Origin of the sequence: Rhizobium sp. OAE497, from assembly GCF_040546565.1 — a bacterium.
Taxonomy (GTDB): domain Bacteria; phylum Pseudomonadota; class Alphaproteobacteria; order Rhizobiales; family Rhizobiaceae; genus Rhizobium.
In genome coordinates this window covers 266134-285874 of the sequence record NZ_JBEPOA010000003.1, presented here as the reverse complement: position 1 = coordinate 285874, position 19741 = coordinate 266134, and the positions used below count along the sequence as shown (strand labels likewise).

Annotated in this window: 17 protein-coding genes and 1 pseudogene; 7 read left to right on the top strand and 11 right to left on the bottom strand. The window is 59.6% G+C overall.

The annotated features are described in order from the left end of the window. Positions 1-102: 102 nt before the first annotated feature. Positions 103-348: a DUF982 domain-containing protein gene (locus ABIE40_RS27860; RefSeq protein WP_112717516.1), complete on the top strand. Its 246-nt coding sequence runs from the start codon at positions 103-105 to the stop codon at positions 346-348. Positions 349-924: 576 nt separating this feature from the next. Continuing rightward, positions 925-1293 (top strand): Rossmann-fold NAD(P)-binding domain-containing protein, encoded by a 369-nt coding sequence (locus tag ABIE40_RS27855; protein ID WP_112717518.1) that lies wholly within the window; start codon positions 925-927, stop codon positions 1291-1293. 291 nt (positions 1294-1584) lie between these two features. Here the strand turns inward: ABIE40_RS27855 and ABIE40_RS27850 are convergent, their stop codons facing one another. From ABIE40_RS27850 to ABIE40_RS27840, 3 genes are all read right to left on the bottom strand, one after another. Beyond that, complete coding sequence (locus ABIE40_RS27850) at positions 1585-1833, bottom strand: DUF3253 domain-containing protein (protein ID WP_112717520.1); 249 nt, start codon at positions 1831-1833, stop codon at positions 1585-1587. Positions 1834-2038: 205 nt separating this feature from the next. Further along, positions 2039-3307: a GGDEF domain-containing protein gene (locus ABIE40_RS27845; protein ID WP_413709023.1), complete on the bottom strand. Its 1269-nt coding sequence runs from the start codon at positions 3305-3307 to the stop codon at positions 2039-2041. A 187-nt stretch (positions 3308-3494) separates the two neighbouring features. Further along, a complete protein-coding gene (locus tag ABIE40_RS27840) occupies positions 3495-3671 on the bottom strand; it encodes a hypothetical protein (protein ID WP_199628640.1) in 177 nt (58 codons plus the stop codon). A 795-nt stretch (positions 3672-4466) separates the two neighbouring features. On the opposite strand from ABIE40_RS27840, the gene ABIE40_RS27835 reads away from it, so the two are divergent. Then, complete coding sequence (locus ABIE40_RS27835) at positions 4467-5000, top strand: lipocalin family protein (protein ID WP_199628641.1); 534 nt, start codon at positions 4467-4469, stop codon at positions 4998-5000. Between the two features lie 39 nt (positions 5001-5039). Here ABIE40_RS27835 and dinB read toward each other — a convergent pair whose 3' ends face one another. Continuing rightward, the gene (gene dinB, locus ABIE40_RS27830; protein WP_199628642.1) at positions 5040-6125 is read right to left on the bottom strand and encodes a DNA polymerase IV; all 1086 of its coding nucleotides are present in this window, start codon (positions 6123-6125) and stop codon (positions 5040-5042) included. Between the two features lie 517 nt (positions 6126-6642). On the opposite strand from dinB, the gene ABIE40_RS27825 reads away from it, so the two are divergent. From ABIE40_RS27825 to ABIE40_RS27815, 3 genes are all read left to right on the top strand, one after another. Beyond that, on the top strand, positions 6643-7866 hold the full coding sequence (locus ABIE40_RS27825; RefSeq protein ID WP_413709022.1) for an ATP-binding protein: 1224 nt from the start codon (positions 6643-6645) through the stop codon (positions 7864-7866). Between the two features lie 420 nt (positions 7867-8286). After that, a complete protein-coding gene (locus ABIE40_RS27820) occupies positions 8287-9606 on the top strand; it encodes an LLM class flavin-dependent oxidoreductase (RefSeq protein WP_354541194.1) in 1320 nt (439 codons plus the stop codon). A 69-nt stretch (positions 9607-9675) separates the two neighbouring features. Continuing rightward, positions 9676-11046, top strand: a complete 1371-nt coding sequence (locus ABIE40_RS27815; protein ID WP_112717526.1) for an FAD/NAD(P)-binding protein — start codon at positions 9676-9678, stop codon at positions 11044-11046. 193 nt (positions 11047-11239) lie between these two features. Here the strand turns inward: ABIE40_RS27815 and ABIE40_RS27810 are convergent, their stop codons facing one another. From ABIE40_RS27810 to ABIE40_RS27780, 7 genes and pseudogenes are all read right to left on the bottom strand, one after another. Then, a complete protein-coding gene (locus ABIE40_RS27810) occupies positions 11240-12190 on the bottom strand; it encodes a L,D-transpeptidase family protein (protein ID WP_413709021.1) in 951 nt (316 codons plus the stop codon). 677 nt (positions 12191-12867) lie between these two features. Further along, positions 12868-13082, bottom strand: a pseudogene (locus ABIE40_RS27805) (hypothetical protein); the annotation flags it as partial. A gap of 472 nt (positions 13083-13554) precedes the next feature. Further along, complete coding sequence (locus ABIE40_RS27800) at positions 13555-14376, bottom strand: carbohydrate ABC transporter permease (RefSeq protein ID WP_148194770.1); 822 nt, start codon at positions 14374-14376, stop codon at positions 13555-13557. Then, on the bottom strand, positions 14373-15245 hold the full coding sequence (locus ABIE40_RS27795) for a carbohydrate ABC transporter permease (RefSeq protein ID WP_199628643.1): 873 nt from the start codon (positions 15243-15245) through the stop codon (positions 14373-14375). The genes ABIE40_RS27800 and ABIE40_RS27795 overlap by 4 nt, the downstream gene beginning before the upstream one ends. 53 nt (positions 15246-15298) lie before the next feature. Beyond that, positions 15299-16624 carry an extracellular solute-binding protein gene (locus ABIE40_RS27790; protein WP_502944832.1) on the bottom strand — a complete coding sequence of 442 codons (1326 nt, stop codon included), beginning with the start codon at positions 16622-16624 and terminating at the stop codon, positions 15299-15301. 41 nt (positions 16625-16665) lie between these two features. Further along, positions 16666-18210, bottom strand: a complete 1545-nt coding sequence (locus ABIE40_RS27785; protein WP_502944831.1) for a putative N-acetylmannosamine-6-phosphate 2-epimerase — start codon at positions 18208-18210, stop codon at positions 16666-16668. 46 nt (positions 18211-18256) lie between these two features. Further along, the gene (locus ABIE40_RS27780; RefSeq protein WP_199628645.1) at positions 18257-19006 is read right to left on the bottom strand and encodes a GntR family transcriptional regulator; all 750 of its coding nucleotides are present in this window, start codon (positions 19004-19006) and stop codon (positions 18257-18259) included. A gap of 412 nt (positions 19007-19418) precedes the next feature. On the opposite strand from ABIE40_RS27780, the gene ABIE40_RS27775 reads away from it, so the two are divergent. Continuing rightward, positions 19419-19730 carry a hypothetical protein gene (locus tag ABIE40_RS27775; protein WP_199628646.1) on the top strand — a complete coding sequence of 104 codons (312 nt, stop codon included), beginning with the start codon at positions 19419-19421 and terminating at the stop codon, positions 19728-19730. Positions 19731-19741: the final 11 nt, after the last annotated feature.

Below are 19741 nucleotides of genomic sequence, written 5' to 3'. Positions count from 1 at the left end.
CCAACTCCACCATGGGGATAACTTGGACTTAAGTCCGATCGCGGAACAGCACGCGTCGAAGGCGCGTTCAAGACAAAATGGAAAACAGAGGCAGGGAAAGAAATGTCGATCGAACTATGGCAATCAACAATCGAGGTGGCGATCGACGGCGGTGATCATTTTAAGAGCGTGAGCAACAGCCGAGAAGCGCTTGCGTGCCTGATGACCTGTTGGCCCAGCCGCGGCGGCAAAGCTTTTGCGGCCGCCCGGCGGGCCTGTATCGGCGCTGTGAACGGTCGTGTGGACCCGTCGGTGGCAGCGGAAGCGTTCAAGAACGCGGCCACGGAAGCCGGCCTGCTACGGCAGTAAACTGCTGCCAAGATTTTTTGATCGTGTCGCAAGTAAACAACATTGGGAGTTCTGTCGACGTATAACCGGACTATGGCGATATAACGCTCCCACAACCGGTCGGCGCATGAATACCGCATGCCGGTTTGGAACTGTCAATCAGCGTCGGAAGCTGAAGCCCCCTGTTGCTTAGGATCTGAGGGGACTTTTAGGTCGACTGGGCGTCCCAGCGCCAGTACCTCGTCCAGCGGTTACTGGTACGATGCTTTGGAATTAGCCGTGACCGATCGAAGTCGAGCCTCCGTCATTGCCATCAACCGCCGAACCACGCATATTTTGTGTATCCAGATCGATTTGCAAAACACCATAGTAACCATGGCGTTCCTTTCAAACATGGTCGCCATCGTAACTGGCGGCGGTTGAGGGTAGGTCTAAGAGTTCGCTCCACAGCAGGGTAGGGAAGGGGCAAAAGTTGTCGTGTTGCGCGGAGGCCACCCAGTTAAGGAAACAGCCTCTCATTGAGGAAGCGGGCAAAGGAGCGATCGCCCTTGCGACCAACCTGATGACCTTACCGCCTTTGTTCGCGTCGCGAGCGAATTGGGCCTGATCGACGTCCTCATCAACAACCACGGCTCGTTTCCGGGCTTTAGTCCTAGTTGGAACTGCGATCCCGTTTTCGAGATCATTCTGCGTGGCACGTTCAACACCTGCCGCACGGCCGGCCCTATGATGCTGGCCCAGGGCAGCGGCCGGATCGTAAAACTCGTTGGTGGCGGAACGGGCAACATTTTTCGTCATGGCTGGCTCTGGCTACGCGCCCAGCAAATCCGCCAGCGATGCGCTCGCAGAGGAGAGGGATGCGATCGTTCCGGCAAAGGACCGAGCACTGCGTTTCAGCTCCGCCGAGCAAGCAAAGATTTGAAGATATTCGGGAAGGTTGGAGAGCGCCGTTTGCAGAGTGCATGAATGAACGGACGGCGCCGACGCCGTCGAAGCCCTTCACGTCCTATGCGGCGATCTTCATGCAAAGGAACTTCGGTGATGTAGAGGGATGACCTCAGATCGCCAATGGTTCCTCTTGCTCTTCCCGGCGTTTCGGTGAAGCTATACCTTAGTGCGAAGTTCGCTACGCATTTTCAAGCGGGAGCGCGCGGTGCTCGTAAACCAGCTGTTTCTGCGCTTCCCGGAAAAGGGCCCCGACCGCTATCGCCTCGGTGATGACGGTTGCCTAATCCTGAGTGTATTATAGTGAGCCTTTCAGCTGGGACCGCTTATTCGGTAGGGGCCGGCTCGCTCGCTCATTACGACAGATTTCCAGGTCAGGGTAATTTCGCCGCGCGCCAGCAACACATCTACCGCTTCATGGACGACCGGCATGAATTTGCGCCAGTCCAGCGGGGCGTTGTGATCACGCGCAAGACTACGCGCCACTTCGCTCGGACAGGTTGTGCCAGCAGGTCGGCTTGCCACGAAACTTGAGATCGTCGATTCAGCATCTTTGGTCATCGCGCGACTTCATTCTCTCGAACCCTGAGTGACTCTATATGGGATAGCGCTAGCGGCTGACGATGGGCAAACTGTTCATAAGCCGCTGTTTTTCTCAGGTTGCAGTTAGCCCCTGACAAACCAGGAGGCCAAGTTTTCAATTTTCGTATCGATTGGTTGCGGGCCGCCGGTCAATATCCTTCAAGGCCAGCGTTTGGACTCAGGTTTACGTTTGATTGGCTGAACTGCCGTGAGTGCATACCCTGGTCCGATTGCGGCCCTCTCTCTTTGCCGCATAAAGTGCTGCATCGGCTTCCCGCTGAAGGTCGTCCACGCTCTTTGGCGCACGGTCCGGGGGGAGGGTAGCGACGCCGATGCTGAGCGTTACTACTGGCGCCGCCCTCGATGCGGGGTTGGGAAATGAGGCAGCCTCGACGCGCTGTCGGATCGTCTCGGCCAGGCTGAGGGCCGTCGTTGCATCGCAACTAGGAAGAAAAATCAGGAACTCCTCCCCACCAAAGCGCGCGACCTGGTCGTTGTCGTTCCTCAAGCTGCTCTCGATGATACCGGCCACCTTGACGAGGCAGCGATCACCTTCGGCATGGCCGAGACTATCATTGAGGCGCTTGAAGTCGTCGACATCACACATCAACATCGCAGCTTCCAGGCCGCCAGGTCCATTCTTCCAATGAGCTTCAAGCGTTGCCATCATTGATCTTCTGTTTGCAACACCTGTCAGGGGATCGGTGCGGGCCAGTCGTTCCAGACGGCCGTTAGCATCTTTCAGGTCTGCAAGGCGTTTGCGATCGCGTAGCTCCAGAAGAAAAGTTTTCTGCGCCAGGATGATTGCGGTCCGGCGCGCTACCAGGGTTGCCATTATGCCAGCCGCAAAAAACAGCGAGCCCGCGATCGCGCTCCCCGGTCCTATCATCGGATTTCGGAGCTGGAATATCAGGTAGATAAAGATCGCTCCCACGCCCACCATAGTTGCAAGGGTGAGCGGCACCGGGAATATCACTATCGCAGTCACAGCCACGAACAACATGATCGTTAGATGCCGCTCATAGAATTCGCCCCCGGAAGCTACCCCAACCAGGGCGACTGACAGCAAGATGACCAGGATGCCACCGAGCAATACTGAGAATTGTTGCCGTGGCCCACGCGGCTTCGAGAAAAAAATGGCCGTCGATATTGCGGCGGGAAGAAGCAGTGATGCCGGCAAGAACATTGCTGTAGCTGTTTGCGACGGAAGGAGGAGCAGATTTAGCGTGAGAGTGACGACATCCAGCAGAACAACCCACACCATCCATGCACGGATGATCTTCGCTGCCTGCCTGGCCGAACGTTCACGGAAAAGCTGGGCCAGTTCTCCTTCGAGGCGTATGTGCCGCGTCCGGCCGTCTAGCAACCGTTGGACCTCGGCCCAGCCCCCTTCGGTAACAACGGGAGTTTCTCTCGGCGGCGACGGTTGGGCGCCAGTGCGGACTCTTTCCATACCCATGGTTGTGAGTTAGGTCGCGACAAAGGATGAGCAAGGCCACCGGTCATCCCGACTGGAGCCAAGTCGTGAAAGTGTGGGTACGGCGGTTCGGGTAGATTTCTGATAGTTCCGACCGCAGCGCGGTTACTATAGATCCGACTAGGCGGGTGTTGATTGCAGCGGTGAAGGGCTCGGCAGGTCGTTACTCTGCTGCCTCGGTACGATTGCCAGATTGGCTCAGCCGAGCTTTCTGGCCGCTTGCCCAGCTGCGGGCGTGGCTTTCAAGCACGAACTCTTTTTCGGTCACAGTACCGTTCTCGACAACGCGTACCCACCACTGATCGTCTTTGAAATCAACATTGACAGAGTTCAGCTCCATCGTTGCGTCCTCCTTGTCTCGGGGCGCAAGGTGCCAATCTCACAGCGGCAACGAGCCCCGTCATTTGGGGTGCCGATAACCGATAGTACGCTAACGTACTTTGGCTTGTCCATCCGAGAGGTTGGAAAAAGGTCAAATCAAAATCGGCGCCATCACCCTGGCCGAACACTCGGAAGATGAAATGCGGCTTAGAGAGGCCCCTTCGATCGCGCCGAACGTGGGTGCCGTCTGGTATCAGTAAAAGGTCGCCGGCTCCCCGAACTTGATGTCGTCCGTCACATGGATCAACATCGGTCGGCCCGTCCCGGACGCTGTGGAGGCGGTGGTCGAGTGGCGAGTCATCTGGGCGGGCGCTTGACTTCTTCTTTCACACAATCTCGGGCTCGGAAGGCGCTTCTTCTAAGGTACTATTCGACCTCTATGTGTTTGCGGGTTCTCGAACCGCCTCGATCCTCGTCAGCCCTGTGCCCAGCGTCCTGACGGAAAGGTCGTGCAATTTGCCAGACAACCTTACTGCATGACCCATTCTCGCAACGGAGCGGATGTTGCGCAGACAAAGCAACCGAACGATCTGTCCGCTCCGACCCGACGGGGGCGCGGCTGCGGGAGCCACGACCGCGTTTTTCTTCTTCACCGGCACGGTGTCTGCGTGACCCTTGCGAAACTCCAACGAATGGCGGCACTGATAACTGATCGGCTCCGGTCGCACGGATCCCACGGCTAGCCGGGCACGGTCGCACGCGCCATCGCGAACGAGCAACTGGAACTATCGGTCACCTAATGTATTCTGACGGCATGAAAATCAATATCGCAATCATATCAATGGCGGGCGCCGTGTTGGCTGCGTGCAGCCCGGCTGGGCCTTCTGGCAACTCGTCCGTACCTCAGCCAGCCAAGCCTGTCGAGATCGAGCAATACCTAGGCCATTGGTTCGAGATGGCGCGCTACGAAAATCAGTTTGAGCGCGGTTGCGAGGCGGTTACTGCCGACTACTCGCTTGGTGAAGATGGTATGGTCCGCGTGCTCAACACCTGCCGGGAAGGCGGAATAGACGGTAGGCGCAAAGAATCCGAAGGCAGGGCAAAAACTGTCCCGGATAGCGGCAACGCCAAGCTCAAAGTATCGTTCTTCGGCCCGTTTTACGGGGATTACTGGATCCTTGATCGCGCCGCGGATTATTCTTGGTCGATAGTTGGCGAACCTTCGGGTCGATATTTATGGTTTCTGACTCGGAGACCCGACCCGACAAAAAAGACCCGTAACATGCTTGTCGAAAAGGCCAAAGCGCTCGGCTACGATGTCGACATGCTGCGGTGGACGCAGCATTAGAAGCATTGTGGATGCTCGCTGCTCTGAGGGGCGCGTCGTCTAAACTAGCTGCAACTGATCCGTTCGGAGGTCATCTGCCCTTTCGAGAGAGGATAGCGTCACCCCCAGCAATCGTATGCCTTGCGGCAGCGGAAAGATTGACTTCAAGAGCGAGGCAACAACCTCGTCGATTTCGCAGGCAGACAGGAAGGACCGCGCGACTGTTCTTGAGCGCGTGATCTGCGTGAAGTCGGCATATTTCACCTTCAACGTCACGGTTTTTGCCCTTATCGGGTTGGTCTCGCAGTAACGCCAGACCTTGGCGATGAGCGGCCGCACGCCCTCGAGCGCCGGGTCATAGCTGTGAATGTCCTGCGCGAAAGTATCCTCGGCGCCGACCGATTTGCGGATCCTGTCCGGCTTGACGCGGCGCTCATCGATGCCGCGGGCAATGCCGTAAAAGTATGGACCAGCTTTCCCGAAATGATCGGTCAGGAACTGCAGCGACTGCGCCTTGAGGTCGGCGCCGGTCTGGATTCCGAGGCGGTGCATCTTCTCGGCGGTCGCCGGCCCGACGCCGTGGAATTTCTTCACGGCCAGCCCTTCGACAAAGGCAGGGCCGTTCTTCGGCGTGATGACGGCCTGCCCGTTCGGCTTGTTGAGGTCGGAGGCCATTTTGGCGAGAAACTTGTTGTAGGAGATTCCGGCTGAAGCATTCAGCCCGGTAACGGCCTTGATCCTTGCGCGGATCTCCAGCGCAATCTCGGTCGCGATCGGCATATCCTTGAGGTTTTCGGTCACATCGAGATAGGCCTCGTCGAGCGACAGAGGCTCGATCAGCGGCGTGTATTCGGCAAAGATCTCGCGGATCTGCTGCGAGACGGCGCGATAGACCTCGAAGCGGGGCGTCACAAAAATCAGGTCAGGGCATTTGCGAGCGGCCGTGACCGAAGGCATCGCCGAGTGGACACCGAATTTTCGTGCTTCATAGCTAGCAGCCGCAACCACGCCTCGGGCGGCTGCACCACCGACGGCGAGCGGCTTGCCACGCAGTTCCGGATTATCGCGCTGTTCCACTGACGCGTAAAACGCATCCATGTCGACATGGATGATCTTTCTAATCGTCGAAGCTGCCGTCACATCCATTGGTGCGGCCTCAGGTGAAGTTCGAAGTGTGCCGGTTCATGTCTATTTCATCTATCTAATGAATAGAACAAAGTAAGAACTTTTTTAGCTGGAGTCAAATATCTATGGCGATCCCGTGCCGCGGCTAGCGCCTTGCCAGCCCTTCCTGTCCTCATTTTTTCCGAAGACACCTCCCGGACCGCAGGACGGCCGGACTGCCGCGACTGCTGCCGAGCATCCCTGCAGGCCAGGACGAGGGGGCATCTGCCCTGCGATGGACAACCTGCGCTGATCGCGCAGGCGGCGATTGAGCGACAGCCGGGGGCAAGAGGATCGAGCTGCGACCGAGTACACTTTGTTTTCTCCTTTGCCATCTCAATTTTTTGGCTGGACGGCAGCTCCGATATAGACGGCGTGCCTTTCCGGATTGGCCGAACTTGAAATCCGGATTGGACGAAGCTATCTTCCGGATCAGACGAATAGTTACGGTTAGTTCCAAAGGGGCCAATATTTGATCAGCAACAACAAGGCCGACCTGCTGTTTCCCAGAGGTGCGTCTCAACGCGTGGCCATAGCCATGACAGATACGCCGGTCGTCCTCGTGAATGGACCCCGACAATGCGGCAAGACCACTCTGGTACGATCTCTCCTCAAGACAGACCGGCCGTATTTCACGCTGGATGACGACACGACGCTCGCATCGGCAAAGACCGATCCGGTCGGCTTTATCAGGCAAATCGATACTGCAATCCTCGACGAAGTGCAGCGGGCTCCCGAACTGTTGCGCGCGATCAAAAGCGCCGTCGACAACGACCGACGTCCCGGCCGATTTCTTTTGACAGGATCCGCCAACATCCTTGCGCTTCCGACCGTCTCGGAAAGCCTTGCCGGCAGGATGGAGGTTGTGACCCTGCTGCCCCTGGGCCGGGCAGAAGTCCTGAGAGGGAAGGGCAATTTCCTCGACAAGGCATTTGCCGGAGAGCTTACGGCGCCTGGGAGCGTTATTGTCGGGTCTGACCTGATCGAACACGTCCTCACTGGCGGATATCCGGAGATGATCGCACGCCCCGATCCTCGCCGTCGTTCTGCTTGGGCAAGAGAATATATCCGAGCGATTGTCGAGCGCGACGTTAGCGAAATCGCCGATGTCGAGCGTCTCGACCAGATGCCTCAGCTACTTCGCGCACTCGCACATCACTCGGGACAGCTCTTGAATTTCGCGCAGCTGGCAGGACAAATCGGTCTCGATGATAAAACCGCGCGTCGCTATATCGGCATCTTCGAGAACCTGTTTCTGGTGCGCAGGATCGAGCCATGGTTCCGCAATCCACTGAAGCGTCTCGTGAAGACGCCGAAGCTGTTCTTCCTGGATAGCGGACTTCTTGCCGCATTAACGGGATTGACCCAGGATCGTATTGCAAGAGACCGCTCGGCCTTCGGTGCCCTGCTCGAAACCTTCGTTGCCAATGAGATTCTCAGGCTCGCCACATGGAGCGATGCTCGACCGACCTTCCATCATTATCGTGACAAAGATCAGGACGAGGTCGATATTATTCTGGAAGATGAGAGCGGCGATATCATCGGGCTTGAGGTAAAGGCTGCGGCGACGGTCACAGCGCCGGATTTCAAGGGCCTCCGGAAAGTTGCGGCTGCCACCGGAAGCGCCTTCAAGGCAGGATGGGTTCTTTACGACGGGGACAAGATCCTACCCTTTGGTGATAGACTGGCGGCGGTCCCGCTTTCCTGCCTCTGGGGCGAGTGATTTCGGAAACAGCCCATCGCTTGCGGGAATGCTCACACAAAAAAGGTCGATTCAACGCAGAGCTGCATGCTGCGGCGGCGCCGTGTGGCTTTCCGTAGCGAAGGCGCGGCTTCCGTGCGTGCTAACTCGTAAAGCCAGGTTGAAGAGCAGGCGATTTCCTCAGTGGAAAGAGTCTCGTGAGACTGGGCGCGGATACCATAGTGCCGACATCCGCCACCACATGCTAACGTGTGCGGACCTGTACGTGGCACCTGATGCTCGTGCGCAAACACGGCTTCTTTTCGCAGCCGAGTTGCAGAACGAAAATATATTCCTTTAGCGCCCCCGCGCCGTAGAGAATATTGGGCCGAACCCAAGCGACAACCGAGTTCCCACGCCGCCGACAAGTATCGGCACCGGGAGCCGAGAAGGTGAACGCAATTGACCGAACGGCAACTTCATCTGGGCGCCTTCATGCGCCCCGTCAGCCTCCATACCGGAGCCTGGCGGTATCCGGGGTCTTATCCGGACGCGAATTTCAACTTTGCCCATATCGTCGCGTTTGCGAAGAAACTGGAAGCGGCGAAGTTCGACGCCTTCTTCATGGCCGATCATCTTGCCGTGCTCAACATGCCCGAGGAGGCTTTGAAGCGCAGCCACACGGTCACGTCGTTCGAGCCGTTCACGCTGCTTTCCGCTATTGCGGCGCTGACGAGCCGCATCGGTCTCGTCGCCACGGCATCGACCACGTTCGACGAGCCCTATCATGTGGCGCGGCGCTTCGCATCTCTCGATCACATTAGCGGCGGACGCGCCGGGTGGAACATCGTCACGACTTCCAATCCCGATGCTGCACTGAATTTCGGCCTTGATGCGCATGTCGCTCATGGCGAACGCCACGAACGTGCGCGCGAATTCTATGACGTCGTCACCGGTTTGTGGGATAGCTTCGACGACGACGCCTTTATCCGCGATATCGAAAGCGGCGCCTTCTTCGACCCGGCGAAGTTGCATGCCCTCAACCATAAAGGCACTGAACTGTCCGTACGGGGTCCGCTTAATATCGCCCGCCCTCCACAAGGATGGCCCGTCATCGTTCAGGCCGGTCAATCCGACCCGGGCCGGCAGCTTGCCGCTGAAACGGCTGAGGTCGTCTTTTGCTCGCCGCGCGACTTGCCCTCCGGACAGGCGCTCTACGCCGATATCAAGGGGCGGATGGGGAAAGTGGGGCGCAATCCTGATCATCTGAAGATCCTGCCTGCGGCATTCGTGGTGATCGGGGATACGCTTGAAGAGGCGAGGGCAAAGCGCGCGCATCTCGATGGCCTCGTGCATTACGACAGTGCCATCGCCTCATTATCAATCGCGCTCGGTCATGACGCCTCGAAATTCGATCCTGACCTGCCGCTTCCCGAGGTCCCCGAGACCAATGCCAGCAAGACCGGCCGCGAGCAGGTGCTGAAGCTCGCTGTTCAGGAGAGCCTGACCGTGCGGCAGCTGGCGCAGCGATACGGCGGGTATTCGGGGCTCGCCTTCGTCGGCACGCCGCAGCGGATCGCCGACCAGATGGCCGAGTGGCTTCATGAAGGAGGATCGGATGGTTTCAACGTTGTGTTTCCCTACCTGCCGCAGGGCCTCGACGATGTCGTCGAGCGGCTGGTTCCTGAGCTTCAGCGGCGGGGGCTCTTCCGCAGCAAGTATGAGGGAGCAACGCTGCGCGACCATCTCGGGCTTCCCCGGCCCAGGAGCCGCTACGCTTGACGCGCCCATGACGTCGCGGGAACACGATCCCGCCCGGGCGCGTTTGCCGTGCGCTTACGAGGGAAACGAATGATTTATGATACGGTTTTGGTTGGCTCCGGCTTCTCGGCGATCGCGACGCTCTGCAATCTGATCGAGATTCTTCCGGCATCGGCTGCCGTGGCCGTGATCGGCGATGACCCGGGCTTTGGCCGCGGAACCGCCTATCGCTCGGAGCTATATCTCCACCGGCTGAACGTCCCGGCCGGCCGGATGAGCCTCTTTCCAGACAGGCCGAATGCATTCGTCGAATGGCTTGCCGAGCGCAAGCGGCCGCTGAGAGACGGCGATTTTGCTTCCCGCCAGGATTACGGCCTCTACGTTCGCGACAGCCTTGCGGCGCTGCTGCGCAACAGGCGGCCGCGATGCAAGGTGGACTTCATCCGCGCCAAGGCAACGGGCTGCGTCGAGCGCTATAACGCCACACTTGGCTTCCTTCTCGACAATGGTGGGGAGATCGCCGGGCGGAACGTCGTGCTGTGCCTCGGCGTCGGCAATGCGCCGCTGCCCTTCGATGTATCCGGATTGGCCGCGTCGGCAAGGAAGCGTATCGTCGAAAACCCGTGGCGCCTGTCGTGGCTGAGACGCGTCGGGCGCGACGACAACGTCTGTATTCTTGGCTCCGGCCTGACGATGATCGATCAGGTTCTGGCGCTGCGCGCACGCGGTTTCCGCGGAAAAATCGATGTCCTTTCCCGGCGCGGCCTTGTCCCCCATGGGCACGTCGTCGCTCCGGCGCCCCCGGCCGATTTTGATCCGCAGACCCTGCCCGTCAAGTTGAGTGAGCTGCTTCGTCGACTGCGCGAGGAAAGCCGGGCTGCAGGTGACTGGCGCTCAGTCATGGACCGTCTGCGCCCGCAGACGCAGGCGCTCTGGGCACGGCTTCCGGCCGCCGAGCGCGTCCGCTTTCTTCGACACGCGCTGCCATGGTGGAACATTCATCGCCATCGGGTGGCCCCAGATGTCCATGCACGCTTTCGCGAGTTGATGGAGAGTGGCCGCGTCGCTGTGCATGCCGGCTTCCTCTCAGGCGTGGAGCAGACAGGGGGCGCCCTTACCATCACTTATAGATCCAAGGGGACGCTGCAAAGCAGGCAGGTGAATGCCGACTGGCTGGTCAATTGCACTGGCGTCGAAAGGGCGGGTATCGCGCATTCACCATTGCTTGCGGAAATGAAGCGCCAGGCTCTGATCAAGGCAGACGCACAGGGGCTCGGCATCGTCGTCGATCGGCAATCGAGAGTGCAGGCAGATGCCGCAAGCGCCGCAGGGCTCTATGCAGTCGGAGCGCTGACGGCAGGCCAGTTCTGGGAAATCACGGCGGTTCCGGATATTCGCATTCAGGCTCAGGCCGTCGCGAGCGATGTTGCAGCCGCAATCGCTGGCGGTGATCGCGAATGACAGCCAGTCGCGGCTAGCTTTCCCTTGTGGCCTTGGGATTGTTGATCTCCAGAAAAGAGGTGATCTGCGTTCGGCGGGAGGTGTCGATCGAGACCGGATCGACAGCCCCTCTTCAACAATCGATCTGGTGAAAAGGCAATTTTCTCCCAATCGGTTAGAAGTCGATAGCGACGGCCCGGCCGGGCGGCCAGCATCATTCGGTAAAGACCACCACGACGCCAGGTTTTACCATGCTTGCCAGTTCCTCGACGTCCCAGTTGGTCAATCTTACACAGCCATGCGAGCCGGTCTTATCGATGAGGGATGGTTCAGGCGTTCCGTGGATGCCATAGGTCGGCTCCGAGAGGTCGATCCAGACAGACCCAACCGGATTGTTGGGTCCGCTTGGCAAGGTAAGCTTCGTCCTGTTCTTGCCTTGCTGGAAATTGACACGCGGATTGTATTCGTAGGTTGGGTTGCGGGCAACACCGTTGACCTTGTGCTTTCCGGAAGGGGACGGGTTGTCTTCGCTGCCAATTGTCGCCGGATAGATTGCCAGAACATCTCCATCATCGGCAAAGGCGACGAGCTGTCCGTCCGCGCGACGCGCTTCGATCCGCTTCACCCGGCCGGTTCTGGGTGCTCCGACAACGGCTACGGAGATCGTCTCGCCGGGCGAAAATTTTGCGGACGGGTTGAGGGCATGGAGAAGGTCGATATCCATGTGAAAGCGCTCGGAAAGCTTTTCTGGGATGCTTGTATAGCCGAGGTGATCCATCTTGGCTTGTTCGGCATAGTCTTTCGGCACTTCACTAACGAGGTCGTCGGCGTCATCGGGCGCGATGATATACGGGCCGATCACATGCTTGTCGTCGCCGAGCCGCTCTACCACCAGGGCGTCGAGCTTGCCGTCCACCGGCAGATGCTGCATTGCTTCGAAACCGGCAATCGCCTTGCTGACATTGGCGCCATCGAAGCCATCGATCACACCCGGCGATGCGCCTGCCCGGTCAAGCAGGACCTGAAGATGGACTATTGCGGCCTTCGGTACAGGCGGGTCCTGCGCAACCTGCCCGTCGAGCCCTGACAAGACATCCGAGTTGTTGATTGAATCGGGCGACAATTCCTGGGCGTGGGAAAAGCCAAGCGAGCCGAAAAAGATCATTGAGCCAAACAGAAGTCTTTTCATAGCACCGAAAGGGCTGAACAGCTCGATTGTTCCATAGCGCGGAAGCCGCGCTCTCCAGCGGCCTTCAAGCGCCGCAGTGAGCCAAAATCGAGCGGTCAGTTTGGCTTGGAAGACGCGAGCCCGCGAGAGCAGCGTGCGAGGCAAGTCACGAGCGCCTGGCGAGAGGAGGCCATGAGCGAAGATTTGCTGACACCACTGCGACGATGATATCGTTGAGATAGAAAAGTCGCTGGTTCCGGCGCGCCTGGCAACTCCGGTCGATCGAGCTGACCGATGCCGGCTCGCGACGATAGGTGTTTGGCAAGCGTTCAGATTGCGAGGCTTGATAATTTCGATCCCTTGAAACTCTCCCTCGTTGTCGGTGACAACGTTACATCCGTTGGCCTGAGCGACGGCGGCCACGATGGTATCCATGGCACTTCGCGGGGGGCCGGTTGCCTTTCCCTGTGCCATCAGTTCTCCCCAGATGAGATCGGCCTTCGTCGAACGGAGGACGACGGTGAGGGATGCGACCAATAAATCAGTATCAGCTCGCTCGGCCATCCATGTCGAAAGCAACTATAACGTTTGTGGCTTCGTGATATTGCTCAGAATGTTCGTGTCGAGCAGAGCGCGCATTACAGATCGAGCTCACGACCTTACTCGGGCGAGCGGGCTCGACGCAGCGCCGCGAGAATCCCGCCCCTCTTTGGCGGCTCACCGGGAGCGTTTCGCTCACGACTGTGCGTAGGTTAGCTGCTTCCGTGCGCGCAAGAGACCTGATCAAGCTGCGATCACTATCGCGTCCAAGGACCTCGAAACGAGCGAGGCCGCGGTCGCCAAAGCGGCTTCTGTAACTCTGAATTGCCCATGTCTGAGAGCTGGCCACGAGACCTTATTTATTTCCCGTAATACACCCAGATTGGCCGTTGTACGCAAGCAAACTCGGCATGTGACGTCTGACGTGGGGCCGCCGATACAGAGGCGTCTCAACAGCGTGATCAAAGAGCACACCTATCCGCGGTAATCGCATGGCACGTCAGGAATGGCAACGCAGCAAAGCGGTAGCATCGGTGCGCACCGGTGTCGTTACCAGTAAGCTTCTGCAGGTCCGTCCTCGAATGGCAGAGCTAATCAGCACGCCTCAGTAGTCTTGCAAAAAAATCGTGAAGACACGAACCTTCGCAGCACGATGGCTCGCGACGAAAGATGTGGTCTCGCGATTCAGGAAAGAATCTTGACGCGCTTGCCACTCGCCATGATGTGCTGCGACCGTCTCCAAAGGCTGTCGAATGGGTAATGCTGATTTTCCGGAATTATGGACAGGTCTGCGCGGGCACCATCATCGACATCAGGCACCGTCAGCCCTTGACGGCACCCGCCGTCATCGAACCCGATATCTGCCGATACATCAGCAGTCCGAGCAGAGCAGGTGGCAGCGCGCCGAGCGCCATGACCGCCGAGGCGACGCCCCATTGTACGCCGCCGCCGCTGGCGGCGAAGAAGAAGGAGGCGCCGACGGTCATCGGTACGGCCTTGTTCGTTGTCAGCATCAGGCCGAAGAGGAACTCGTTCCAGGCGGTGATGAAACCGAAAATGAAGGCGGTGACGAGTGCCGGGCGGATGACGGGCGTGATGATGCTGACCATTGCCTGGAACGAGGAGGCGCCGTCGATGCGGGCGGCTTCGTCGAGTTCAAGCGGCACGTCGTTGATGGCATTGACCAGCATGACGAGGGCGAGCGGGATGTTGACGATCGTCAGGATCAGGCCAAGGCCGAGCTGGGTGTCGAGCAGCCCGAGCCACTGGTACATCATGTAGAGCGGGATGGCGAAGATGATCAGCGGTACGGCGCGCAGGTTGATCACCAGCGGCATCATGATCCGCCGGCCGACTTCGCTGCGGGCGATGGCATAGGCGGCCGGCAGGCAGAGGGCGATGGCGAGCGCCGTGCCGAGGGTCGCAGCGATTGTGCTGTTCAGGAGATAGGCATAAATATTGAAGCGGTCCGTCTCGGTGAGGATGCGTGCGTAATTCGCGAGCGTCGGCTGGTTGATCCAGAGGCCGGCATTGCTCGAGAGTTCACGTGCGCTCTTGAACGAGGTGACCAGGGTGACAATGATCGGGAAGTTCATCGCAACGGCGGCAACCGCGAAGACGATCCAGCGAAGCGCGTTGATCATGCTGCCTTCCTCCTGCGGCCGGCGAGCCAGTTCAGCCCGTAGAGAACGGCAAGCGAGGCGATGAAGAGGACGACTGAGGCCGCCACCGCCTTGCCGATCGAACCATCCTTGAAGAAGGCCTGATAGATGTAGATCGACAGCGACGTCGTGGAGCCCCCGGCGCCGCTGCCGGTCAGCGCATAGACATTGTCGAAGACGCGGAAACCATCGATGAAGCGGATGAAGAAGGCGATGACGAGCGTCGGCATCATCAGCGGCAGATCGATCCACCAGAGGATGCGCCACGCCGAGGCGCCGTCGAGCGAAGCTGCCTCGCGGACATCGAGCGGGATTGCCGAATAGGCGACGTAGAAGAGCAGGAAGGCGAACGGGGTCCATTGCAGCGTCTCGACGACGACGAGCGTCTTGAAGGCGTTGTTGACGTCGAGGAACGCCGGGCTGTCGCCGAACCACATGAAGAGATAGTAGGGCACGGGGCCGGCGAACTCGTGCAGCACGAGCCGGTACATCAGGCCGATCATCGCCGGTGCGACCATAAGCGGCAGCATCAGCGATGCCATCAGCGCCGAGCGCTTGGCAAGCAGCGGCGCCAGGAAGATTGCCAGAAACAGGCCGATCAGGCATTCGGCGACCGCGGTCACCATGCCGAAGCGGAAGGAAAAGAAGGTCGCCTGCCAGAAGGTGCGGTCCTGCACGACGGCAAGGTAATTGCCGAACCCGCTGAGTTCCGGGCTGCGCAGGTTCTGGAATCCGACCGTCGAGACCGAATAGACCAGATTGACGAGAGCCGGAAAGCCCAGAAAAAGCAGCAGGAAGCCGACCAGCGGCGTCAGGTAAGCCCTGCCTTCGGCACGTGTTACTATAGCCATGTCGCTCCGCCGGATGGGAGGGATGCCGGGATGACCCGGCATCCGGATCAGGGTTACTTCTTGAGGAGATCCTGCATGCCCGTCTTCGTGTGGGCAAGCGCATCCTCAAGGCTCTGCTGGCCCGACCAGTAGCCGGTGAACTCCTTGGCCTGCAGCTCGTAGACCGAGAGGGCATTGGCCGAGGTGGCGCCGGTCATGACATAGCCGTACTTGCTGGCGAATTCGCCGAGCTTGACGAGATCCGGGCGCTCGGAAGCGACCTTCGCCACGACCTCAGGCGTCAGCGCCGGTGAGCCGCCGCTCTTCGCATAGGTCAGGGCTGCATCCTCGGTCGCCAACCATTTCAGGAACTTGACGGCACCCTCCTTGTTCTTGGCATTCTTGTTGAGGCCAAGACCAAGACCGTGGATGTGATCGGCGCGGCCGTTCGGCCCGGCCGGCGGCGCGACGATACCCGTCACGTCGTCGACGGCCGGCGACTTCTCGGCGCTGGTGAGGTCGGCGGCGGCGGCATTCCACTGCAGCGCGGTTGCAGCCTGGCCGGCTGCGAAGGCGGCGTTGGTTTCCGGATATTCGTAGCTCAGCGAGTCCTTCGGCGAAGCGCCGGCATCGTAGAGCGTCTTATAGAGCTGCAGCGCAGTCTTGTAGGCGTCGGAATCGACCGTCACGTTGCCGCTGGCATCCATCCAGTCGCCGCCGTAGGAACGGGGCAGGGACTGGAACACCATCATGTTGAACAGCAGGTTCTTCATCTGCAGCACGGTGCCATAGCGCACGGGGCTGTCGGGATTGGCCTGCTTGGAGAAGTAGAGCGCGGTCGCCGCCCAGTCGTCCCAGGTCCAGCTGTCCGGGTCCTTCGGCTGCAGATCCTTGCCGAGCACCTTCTTGGCGAGCTCGGCATAGGTCTTCTTCGCGGCGTCGTCCTTCATCAGGGCGTCGATGAGATCCTTGCGGTAATACATGAAGTGCAGCGACAGGTCGGTCGGAACGCCATACTGCTTGCCGTCGAACTGCATGGTTTTCAGGACGGAATCGCCGAACACCTTGGCCGCATCGGCACCGAGATCGACCGGCTCCATATAAGGCGCGTAGCGGCCGATCGAGTAGGTTGCGACGAGGTTGATGTCGAAGGCGGTCGAACCGGCGGCCATGTCGGCCTGCAGCTTGTCGAAGAAGCCGTCACGGTTGAAGAACAGCAGCTCCACCTTGTCGGCGTCGGAGGCGGTCTTGTTATAGACCTCGACGGTGGCGCGCAGCGCCGTCTCCTCGGAACCGCCAGGCCAGCCGAGGACGGTGACGGTGGCATTGGCAAGTCCCGGCAGGGCGGCGCTCGAAAGAAGCGCGGCGAGAGCCGGAGCGATTATCTTCTGCATTTTCATTTTTGTTCCCTTTCTTTGTTTTCGTGATTATCCGGTGGTCTTCATGCCCTGCTGCGCGCCAGATCCGCGGCGCCGATAATGCCTGCGCGGCTGCCGAGTTCTGCCGCGACGAGGTTGGGAGTGATGCGGGAACTCAAACCGCCAAGCTGCGACCGCACCTGATCGAGATAGCCGGGGGCAAGGCCGATACCGCCGCCGATGACGATCCGCTTCGGATCGAGCATCAGTTTGATATCGCTGCAAAGCAGGGCAACGCGCAGCGCGGACCGCTCGACGATCTCCTTCGCCCAGGCAGCGCCCTTTTCTGCCTCGGCAAATACCGTCACCGCGTCGGCGTCATGGCCGGCCGCTTTCGCCTGTGCGGCGATCCAGAGGCCGGATGTCATGTCTTCCAGAGGCTCCACGCCCTGCGACGGACTGCGGGTCAGCCCGAAATGCCCGGCAAGACCGGAGGCGAGCCTGCCATCGATGACGATGCCGCCGCCGATGCCGGTCGAGATCGTCAGGAAGACGATATCCTCGCCGCGTCCGGAGCCGAAACGATATTCGCCCCAGGCGGCGGCCTGCGCATCGTTGATGGCGATGACGGGTACGCCGAGACGCTTCTCTGCGCGCGCCACCAGCGGATAGTTATCGGGAATTCCAAGGGTTGCCGGATTGAGCGCCGACCAGTTGCCGTCTTCGACGAAGCCGGTCACGGCGATACCGGCACGGGCGAAGTGACCGGCCCACCCGGCGGTTTCCGCAGCGATTGCGTCCAGCCAGGCGTCGGGACCTTCTTCGCGCCGCGTGCGGACGACGCGCTCTTCCAGCACCTCGTCCTGTTCGACGAGGGCGACCATTGTCTTCGTCCCGCCGATATCGATCGCCAGCACCGGCTTGCCTGCATCCTCGCGCGCCGAGAAGGCCGCGTCGATCGCTTGATGAAACCAGGCCGTCGCATGCTCGGTGCGGGTGATGGCGGAGCCGACGACCACGGCGAGCGCGCCTGCATCCGCTGCCTGCGCCGCCTGTTCCGGTGTGCGGATACGGCCCTCGGCGATGACGTAAGGCGTCAACGCGCGTATTGCCGAAATCAAGGCGATGTCGGGCTCGATCGGCTCCGGCCCGCCGACATAACCTGACAGGGTCGTGCCGACAAAATCGACACCGGCGGCGAGCGCGCGCCTGGCGTCTTCGAGCGAGGAGCAATCTGCCATCGTCAGCTTGCCCCTGGCCTTCGCCGCAGTCACCAGCGCTTCGACAGGTGCCGGACGCGTGCGATCTGTCGCGTCGAAAGCGATGACATCGGCGCCCGCATCCGCCAGCGCCTCGACATCCGCAATAAAGGGCGTGATGCGGACCGGGCTGTCGTCGAGATCGCGCTTGACGATGCCGATAATTGGAAGCTTCACATGCGGCCGGGCGGCCTTCACATAGGCGACGGATTCAATGCGCACTGCTTTGGCACCGGCAGCGGCAGCCGCATTTGCAAAGCCGATGACGAAGCGCGCATCGTCCATCGGGCCGTCGGGCACCGGCTGGCAGGAAACGATGAGGCTGTTTCTGATGTCTTCGCGCTTCACGGGATGCTCCATTTCGGACATCACGATAGATGGAAAATACCAGATGGCAACCAGTTAATGACTGGTATTATCGCTGCAATTCGAAGACGAAGTCATACACGTCGCCCTTGTAGCGGGTTTCGCACAGTTCGACGGTCTGGCCATCCGCCAGATAACAACGCCGCTCGGTCACCAGGAGAGGTGAGCCCGCCTCGCAGTGAAGATGGTCGGCGTCTTCAGGGGTCGCTGCTCGCGAGCGCATACGCTGGATCGCGCGTTCCGGCATGAACCCTCGCGCTTCCAGCACTTCGTAGAGCGACTGGCCGATCAGGTCAGGTGAGGGCACGAAGCGAACGGGAACGATCGACGTCTCCAATGCGATCGGCAGTCCGTTCGCGGTTCGAACCCGCTTCATCCTGATCACATTGGCATTTCCGGCAATGCCGAGGGCCATCATCTCGGTGGAAGAGGCCCGGGTTATCTGCTTCGCGATCCAAATACATCCAGGCACTTGGCCCCGGGCGCGAATGTCCTCGGAAAAGCTGGTGAGCGTCGAAAGCGACTTCTCGACGCGCGAGCCGATTTCGGTCTTGAAGCCGTGGCGCCGATTGAGAAGCCCCTCTTCTTCCAGAAGCGCCAAAGCTTTGCGCACCGTTACGCGGGAGAGCGAGAAAGACGTCGCAATCACCCGCTCACCAGGCAGGACGCTACCGGATTGAAAGGCCTGCGTCTGGATCGCCTCCTCGATTGCCAGCTTCAGCCGCTTATAGAGCGGGATATCGGCCGGAAGCTGATCGAGGGACGTCCCGATTGCATCGATGACCTGATTGTCTGCCATGGGAAATCTGCCGAAGGAGGACTCAAGAAAATTCACTGGATATATACTGGTATTATCTCGCGGGCGCAAACAGTGCTTCGCGAACGATTGAATTGTGCATTGCGTCAGGTCGAGCCACGCGACAGTTTCGGGCGAGTTTCGCCGCAAGGTTTAAGGAGGTGGTGTGCCTTGGTCCGATCGAGTACCTGCAGCGCGGGCGCATCGCCTTTGCCAAGGGTAGTCTGGCCGGTGAAATCAGAACCGTTGCTGAAGTTGATCCTTTGGGACATGATCTGTGAAAGTCGCCTATCTGCCTCGCAATCTCAGCTGCTGGCAATGAGCTGAACATTTCCCAGCTAGCGCTATCGGCGGGTAATCCGCCAGCTCGAGAATCCCCACGGCGTTCGTCTGTTTGTGCAAACTGGCGAAGGCGTTGAGCCCCTATGGGTCAGCTCTCTTCAGCAAAGCCTTCCAGATATGGACAGCGCTCGCCGAGGTGCGCGAAGAAATCGAGCATCTTGAGGGTCGCGCCAAAGCGAAAATCAGACTGGCTAAAGGCGATCCCTGGAGATTTGTCATTTTCTCTGAAATCATACTCACATTCAACGAGAGCGATCCGGGCGGCGGTCTCGATCGCCAACAACGAAGGTGGACGTTCTGGAGCGCGGGCGGTGTCCAGGCATCAGGAGCAATCTACACCGCGGCGGCATCTGCAAAGCCATTCGATTTCTCAGCGTTGGAATGACAGGGAGCAGG

What these genes read in the sequence shown, in the direction of transcription:
- ABIE40_RS27795 (WP_199628643.1), bottom strand. Translation starts at nt 15,245, where the DNA reads ATGGCTATAGTAACACGTGCCGAAGGCAGGGCTTACCTGACGCCGCTG.
- ABIE40_RS27850 (WP_112717520.1), bottom strand. Translation starts at nt 1,833, where the DNA reads ATGACCAAAGATGCTGAATCGACGATCTCAAGTTTCGTGGCAAGCCGA.
- ABIE40_RS27840 (WP_199628640.1), bottom strand. Translation starts at nt 3,671, where the DNA reads ATGGAGCTGAACTCTGTCAATGTTGATTTCAAAGACGATCAGTGGTGG.
- ABIE40_RS27860 (WP_112717516.1), top strand. Translation starts at nt 103, where the DNA reads ATGTCGATCGAACTATGGCAATCAACAATCGAGGTGGCGATCGACGGC.
- ABIE40_RS27815 (WP_112717526.1), top strand. Translation starts at nt 9,676, where the DNA reads ATGATTTATGATACGGTTTTGGTTGGCTCCGGCTTCTCGGCGATCGCG.
- ABIE40_RS27790 (WP_502944832.1), bottom strand. Translation starts at nt 16,624, where the DNA reads ATGAAAATGCAGAAGATAATCGCTCCGGCTCTCGCCGCGCTTCTTTCG.
- ABIE40_RS27785 (WP_502944831.1), bottom strand. Translation starts at nt 18,210, where the DNA reads ATGTCCGAAATGGAGCATCCCGTGAAGCGCGAAGACATCAGAAACAGC.
- ABIE40_RS27810 (WP_413709021.1), bottom strand. Translation starts at nt 12,190, where the DNA reads ATGATCTTTTTCGGCTCGCTTGGCTTTTCCCACGCCCAGGAATTGTCG.
- ABIE40_RS27835 (WP_199628641.1), top strand. Translation starts at nt 4,467, where the DNA reads ATGAAAATCAATATCGCAATCATATCAATGGCGGGCGCCGTGTTGGCT.
- ABIE40_RS27780 (WP_199628645.1), bottom strand. Translation starts at nt 19,006, where the DNA reads ATGGCAGACAATCAGGTCATCGATGCAATCGGGACGTCCCTCGATCAG.
- dinB (WP_199628642.1), bottom strand. Translation starts at nt 6,125, where the DNA reads ATGGATGTGACGGCAGCTTCGACGATTAGAAAGATCATCCATGTCGAC.
- ABIE40_RS27845 (WP_413709023.1), bottom strand. Translation starts at nt 3,307, where the DNA reads ATGGAAAGAGTCCGCACTGGCGCCCAACCGTCGCCGCCGAGAGAAACT.
- ABIE40_RS27800 (WP_148194770.1), bottom strand. Translation starts at nt 14,376, where the DNA reads ATGATCAACGCGCTTCGCTGGATCGTCTTCGCGGTTGCCGCCGTTGCG.